Source organism: Protofrankia coriariae, assembly GCF_001017755.1.
In the GTDB taxonomy this organism is placed as follows: Bacteria; Actinomycetota; Actinomycetes; order Frankiales; family Frankiaceae; genus Protofrankia; species Protofrankia coriariae.
Genome location: NZ_JWIO01000063.1, coordinates 2149 through 9082, shown reverse-complemented (window position 1 = coordinate 9082; position 6934 = coordinate 2149). Strand labels below are relative to the sequence as shown.

Annotated in this window: 1 protein-coding gene (cut by a window edge); it reads right to left on the bottom strand. The window is 74.9% G+C overall.

Annotated elements, in window-relative coordinates:
• Window positions 1-6743, bottom strand: partial view of a type I polyketide synthase gene (locus tag FrCorBMG51_RS22850; RefSeq protein WP_047225086.1) — the 5' portion only. 1648 nt of this gene lie to the left of the window's left edge; only the first 6743 of its 8391 coding nucleotides appear in the window; the start codon lies at window positions 6741-6743; the stop codon falls past the left edge of the window.
• Window positions 6744-6934 lie beyond the last annotated feature (191 nt).

The window sequence follows — 6934 nt, the reverse complement described above, 5'->3', positions numbered from 1 at the left end:
GGCCCGGGGCGGGTGCCCGCCGCGGCAAGGGCAAGCAGGTCGGGGAGGGTGCCCTGCGACGGCAGCGGAACGACCTCGACGACGAAGCGCCGCAACGCGGCCGCCGAGTCCGCGGGATCCCCCGGGCCCGGCGGGCGCACGAAACGTTCGCTGGGCCGACCGCCGGCCTGTCGCGACACGGCCGCCGGGACCGCTGGCCCGCTCCCCGCGTCCGCGACGCTCGCGGCCTCCACAACAATCCCGCTGCCCGGAATCGTCACGGGGCCCGGGACGGCCGCGAGCTCCGGGCCGAGCCCCGGGCCCACGGCGTTCCCCGGGCCCACCGCGTTCCCCGGGCCCACGGCGGGGCCCACGCTCGCGGCGGGGTCCGGGTACGTCGCAGGGCCCGCGTCCGCCGCGGGGTACGTGTCCGTGGCGGGGCCGGCATCCGAGCGGGTGACGATCCACTCGACGATCCCGCGAATGGTCCGGATGGCCGCGAGCTCCTCGACGACCTCGTCGGCCAGGCCGCCTTCGGTAGTGCCAGCTCTCCAGCCTCCGGCAGCGCCAATATCCATTGTCGCGCCGCCTTCGGCAGTGCCAGCTCTCCAGCCTCCGGCAGCGCCAACATCCACTGTCGCGCCGCCTTCGGTGGTACCGGCTTCCCGGGCCGTGGGCAGGCCGAGGCCGAGCTGTTCCGCCAGCGTGCCCAGGATCTCCGTCCGTTTGATCGAATCGATACCCAGGTCGGCTTCGAGATCCAGGTCCGCCGCCAGCATCTCGGCCGGATACCCCGTCGCGGACACGATCACCTCCACCACCGCGCCCAGCACCACGTCCGGCTCCCGGGACACCGGCCGCTCGGAGACCACCACGGCCGGGGCGTCGTCGTGGCCTACGGGCTGGCCGGGCGGCCAGGGCTGATCGGCCGAGGCGGGCAGCGGCGCGGCATGGTCGGCCGGCGTTGGCAACGCAACGTGGTTGTCCACCGCTGGAAACGGACCATGCTCGTGCGGATCCGACAGCGGGACGTGGTCGAGTGGCGGGACGTGGTCGAGCGTGCCCGGTGGCAGGGCAGCCTCCGCACGCGCGAGAGCGGCCGGGGGGAGTGCCGACATGCGGTCGGTGGCGGCCAGGTAGTTCAGGATGACCTCGCGCTGCGCGGCGACCAGCTCACGGGTCGTCCGCAGGAATTCGATCACGGCGGCATCGGTGTTCCCGACCGACGGTGGGACGATCACCGTCGGCAGCTCCGCCACCGCGGGAGACGCGGCCCACGACGGCGGTTCGGGGACCGGCAGACGGGTCAGCCTGTCCGCCGGAACCAGCCCACCCGGCAGGTGACGGCCGTCGGACGTCCGCACCAGGTGGCCGTCGACGAGCCAGCCGGGCCGGCGCGGGCAGTTCGCGGCCGAGACCACCTGTGCGTCACGTCCGGTGAACAGTGGCGTGGTGTCCACGGCGACACCGGCGGCCGCCAGNCCGGCGGCCGCCAGCTCCGCCAGCGCGAGCAGGAGCCGGCGCAGCCCGTGTTCGCCGGGGACGTCCGTGGCGACGGCCGTGTGCGGCCGGCCGTGCAGAATCCTGCTGGTGAGCCCGGTGAGGACCCGACCCGGCCCGGCCTCCACGAAGATCCGTACACCGGCGGCGTACATCGCCTCGATCTGCTCGACGAAGTGGACGGGCTGGGCGACCTGGCCGGCGAGGGTCTGCCGGATCGCGTCGGCGGTGTCCGGGTATGGCCGCGCGGTCGTGTTCGACCAGACCGGCCGTGACGGCGGGATGATCGCGGCCCTGTCCAGCTCCGCGGCGAACGTCCCGGCCGCGGCCGCGACCACCGGGCTGTGGAAGGCGCACGCCACCGGGATCCGCCTGGCGGTGAGCCCTTCGGCCGCCAGGCGCCGCACCGCGGCCTCCACCGCGGGGGTCGGACCGGAGATCACGGTCTGCTCCGGCGAATTGTGGTTGGCGATCACGGCATCGCCCGGGCCCGCCGGGCCGTCGACCGGGCCCGGCGTCGCGGCGTCCAGCACCTCCCGCACCCGCCACGCCGGGGCTGACACCGCCGCCATCGTGCCGGCGCCAGCCGTGACGGGATCGATGTCGCCACTAGAAGTAGTGTTATTGCCACTGATGGTAGTGGTGTCGGCGCCAACGGGAGTGGGATCGGCGCCAACGGCAGGGCCGACAATGACACCGGTTGCGGAGGCACCGCTGGGATCAGCGGTCGCGGAGGCCGCGGCGAAGGCATCGGCGGCGTCCAGGATGGCGGCCGCTCTGGCTTCGCTGAGCGGCAGCAGATCGTCGATGTCGACGGCCCCGGCCGCGCACAGGGCGACCAGCTCGCCGTAGCTGTGGCCACCGAGATGGTCGGGACGCACGCCCAGGCCGGTGAGGATCTCGTGCATGGCGAGGCCGGCGATCCCGAGGACCGGCTGCGCCGTCCGGGTGTCGGTGATCGCCGCATGCCGGGCGTCGGTGTCCGCCCGGCTGAACGTGGCCGGCGGGAACATCGCCGGCACCCACTTCTCCCCGCGTTCGAGCAGGTGCCGCAGCCGTGGGAAGGCCACGAACAGCTCCGCCAGCATCCCGGGCCGCTGGCTGCCCTGCCCCGGGAACAGGAAGGCGATCTTCCCTTCTTCCGCCTCTTCTTCTTCCGCCCCGCCCGTGCCCTGCTTCCCGGCTGGCGCCGGGGCCGTGTCCGCGGTACCGACCAGCGTGGCACGGCCGGCCCTGCCCTGGCCCGCCACGCCCCGGTCGCCGCCGGCGACGAAAATCCCGGCCTTCGGGTCGTGGGTGAACGCGCGAGCCCGCTTCACCAGGTCGGCGAGTTCGTCCAGGCTGGTCGCGACGAACGCCACCCGCACCGCCCCGCCGCGCTTGACCGCCACCGTCGCGGCCAGGTCACGCAGCTTCCAGGGCCGTCCGGCGCCGTCGTTGACGCGGATCAGCTCGGCGAGCCGGTCCAGGGTGCGGCAGGCGGCCGCCCGGTCGGTGCCGCGGATGACGAACAGTTCGGCGGGCCAGGCGTCCAGCCCGTGGGTGGGTTCGGGAGCGCCGTCGTAGGCGGAGAGCACCACGTGGAAGTTGGTCCCGCCGAAGCCGAACGCGGACACTCCGGCGTGCCGCCGCGACGCCGGCGCCGCCCACGGCCGGGCGGCGGTGTCGAAGAAGAACGGGCTGCTCCCGGCGTCCCAGGACGGGTTCGGCCGGGTGATGTTGGACGTCGGGGGACGCACCCCGACCGCCAGCGCCCGCACCGTCTTGATCAGTCCGGCCAGCCCGGCGGCGCACTTGGTGTGCCCGATCTGGGATTTCACCGAGCCGACGGCACAGCTCCCCCGCCGGGCGCCGTGGCCGGCGAACACCTCGGTGAGGCTGGCGAGTTCCGTGCTGTCACCGACGACCGTGCCGGTGGCGTGTGCCTCGACCAGGCCGACGTCGGCCGGGGAGATCCCGGCCCGCGCGTACGCCCGTTCCATCGCCAGCACCTGACCGGCCCGGCTCGGCGCGGTCATGCCCAGCGCCCGGCCGTCACTCGACCCGGCCACCGCCCTGATCACCGCGTGGATGCGGTCGCCGTCGCGTTCGGCGTCGGCGAGCCGCTTGAGGACGACGACAGCTACCCCCTCCCCCAGGCAGATGCCGTCGGCGGCCGCGTCGAAGCTGCGGGACCGACCGGTCGGTGACAGAGCGTGGACAGAGGAGAACAGGATGAAGTCATGGATGCTGTTGTGCGTGTCCACACCGCCGCAGAGCACCAGGTCCGAGGTGCCGCCGACCAGTTCCTTGCAGGCGGTGTCCAGCGCCGCCAGCGAGGACGCGCATGCCGCGTCCACCGTGTAGTTCACGCCACCGAGATCGAAACGGTTGGCGACCCGCCCGGCGATGACGTTCGCGAGCATGCCGGGGAAGGAGTCCTCGTCCAGTGTCGGCAGGCGTTCGGCCAGGGCGGGTGGGACCGGCCCGAAGAAGGCCGGGTAGGCCGAGCGGAAGCCGTGGGCGGCGGCGAGGTCCGCGCCGGACTCGGCGCCGAAGACCACCGACGTGCGCGACCGGTCGAACGGCCGGTTGTCGTAGCCGGCGTCGCGCAGGGCCCGCGCGGTCACCTCGAGGGCGAGCAGCTGCCCGGGTTCTATGCTGCTCAGCGACTTCGGCGGGATGCCGAAGCGCAGCGCGTCGAACGGGACCGGCGGGAGGAACCCNACCGGCGGGAGGAACCCGCCCCACCTGGACGGCACCCGCCCGCCCCGCCCGGAATCCGGGCCACCGGAGGCCCGCTGGTCAGGGGTCTGGACGGGAGCATGGTAGAGGTCCGCGTCCCAGCGGCTGCGCGGCACCTCGGTGACCGCGTCGACGCCCCCGAGCACGTTGGCCCAGTACTCGGCGGTGTCGGCGGCGCCCGGAAACACACAGGCCATGCCGATGACGGCCACGTCCAGCGGACGGGCGGCCTCGTGGCGGCGGCCGCGTCCACGTCCGCGTGCCCTGGCACCCGTCCGCGCCCTGGTGCCCGCCTGTGTCGTGGCGCCCGCCTGTGTCGTGGTGCCTGGCCGGGCCGGCTGCCCGAGCGCCGCGCCGACGTCGGTATCGGCATCGCTGTCGAGACCAGTGTCGATGTCACTGTCGGGGATGTCGCTGTCGGGGTCGATGCCGAGGGCGGCGAGACGGTCGGCCAGCGCCTGGGTGGCGCCCTCGCTCACCTGGGCGTGCAGGGCAGCCACCGTGGTCGGCTCCGAACGCAGCGCCGCCACCTGGCCGATCATGAACATACCGTCGTTACGCTGGACGTCCTCGTCGACGGATACCAGCCGGCCGCGGTCGCGGCGCAGGCCCTTGCTCGCGATCCGTGACCGGCCGAGGTTGAACTGTTCCAGCTCCTCCCACACCTGCGCGGGGGCGAGCCCCTGGGCGAGCAGCTCGGCCCGCCGCCCGGCGAACGTGGTGACGAAAGGTGACCGGGCGGCGCGGGTGGCGTGCCCCGGCGAGGTCTCCAGCAGGACGGTGCCGTCGCAGTCCAGCGCCGTCCGCTGGAAACCGGGCAGGATCGCGCCGGAGCTGACCGCCTCGGCGGTGAACAGGTACGCGGTACCCATCAGCACCCCGATCCGGGCACCGTGGTCGGCCAGCGGCGCGGCAGCCGCCGCGACCATCGCCGCGGACCGTTCGTCGTGCACACCGCCGGCGAACAGCACGTGCAGGCCCTCGAAGAACGCCCTGGCCGCGGACCGGCCGCTGGCGACGGACACCTGCTCGCCGTACGCCAACAGCCCGGCGATCTGGCTCTCCCACAGCGGGAAGCTGGCCCGCGGGCCGACATGGCCGCCGCACTCGCGTCCCTCGAAGACGAACTTGCGGGCCCCGGCGGCGAGAAACCGGCCGAGCAGCCCCGGCGAGGGCACGTGCAGGAAGGTGTCGACACCGGCGGACTGCAGGGAGGCCGCCTGGGACGGACGCCCGCCGGCGATCAGCGCGCAGGGCGGGCGGATCTCCCCGATGGCATCGAGCTGGGCCGAACGGATCTCCGGCGGGGCGAAGCCGAGGATCCCCACCCCCCATGGCGCGTCCCCGAGCAGGGCGCGGGTCTGTTCGAGCAGAGCGCGGGCCTCGTCACCGTCCATCAGGGCCAGCGCGAGGAACGGCAGGCCACCGCCGTCGGCCACCGCCCGGGCGAACTCGGCCCGGTCGCTGACCCGCGTCATCGGCCCCTGCGCGACCGGGACGCGCAGACCCCGGTCGGCGGCGAAGGACGCGCCCGGGGCGAGCGGGGCGAGCCGGACCGCGGCGGCGAGCTGGGTCTCGATGGCGTCCCGGACCGCTGTGACAACGCCGCTGGCGGTGACGTACCGGTCGGCCAGCGGCGCGGCGAAGGCGCCGTCCTGACCGACGGGGAGGAACTGTTCGCGCAGGTCACGGGCGCCGAGACGGTACGCGACCGCGTCATCGTCGATGTCCTCGTCCACCTGTTGGCCAGGGCCGGCGAACTGCTGGCCGGCAAGCCCGGCGACCGGCAGGTCGGGGCGGACGTACACCCGGTGCCCGGCGAGGACCGTGGTCTCGCTGCCGTCCATGCCCCGGATGGCGGCGGCGACCTCGGCCGGCAGCTCCATCTCCCGGACGAGCGCGAGCTGGACGTCGAGCACGACGCCGACCGCCCCCGCGGCAACGGCGGCCGCGGCGGTGTGCGGCCCCACCCCGCCGGCTGCCCACACGGGCAGGTCCAGGCCGTCGGCGGCGAACAGGTGCTGGAGCAGGGTGAACGTGGTCAGGTCGCCGACCCGGCCGCCGGACTCGCCGCCCCGGGCGATCAGGCCGTCGGCGCCGGCCGCGGCCGCCACCTGCGCCTGCTCGACCGAGGTGATCTCGATGAGGACGCGCCGGCGCCCGACCGCCGCCGTCGCCACATCCCACTCACCGTCCCGCCCTCCGTGGGCCGGCCCGGTGGCGAGGACGACGGTGTCCACCTCGGGCGGCAGCTCCCACGGGCTGGTGGCGCAGCCGACGGGCACCCGTATCCCGAACGGGCCACGCGACCAGCGGGCCGCGTCCGCGAGCGCGGCACGCGCGGCGGCGGCGTCCCGCCCCAGGTCGAGAACGCCGAGGCCGCCGGCCCGGGCCACCGCAGCCACCAGGCGCGCGTCAGGCTCGGTGAAGGGGGTGATGGCGACGACGAGGTCCCGCGACGACCCGGGGACCCGCACCGCCCCGGCCCGCGATACCCCGGAGGTCCGGGCCTGCGGGCTACGGTGCGTGCTGGTGCTCATGGGTGGTCCCTCCTGACCCGCCGTCGCGTCGGCGCGCCGGCGGCGCCACGGGCCGGGGCTGCGCCGGCGGACGGCCCGGCACCCACCGGCATACCTGCCGGTGTCCAGGTGTGCGGCCACGGTGACGATCGTGTGCCCGCCGGCCGGTCGGCGCTCGCCGGCCACCGGGCCGGCGGCCACGGCCGCGGGCG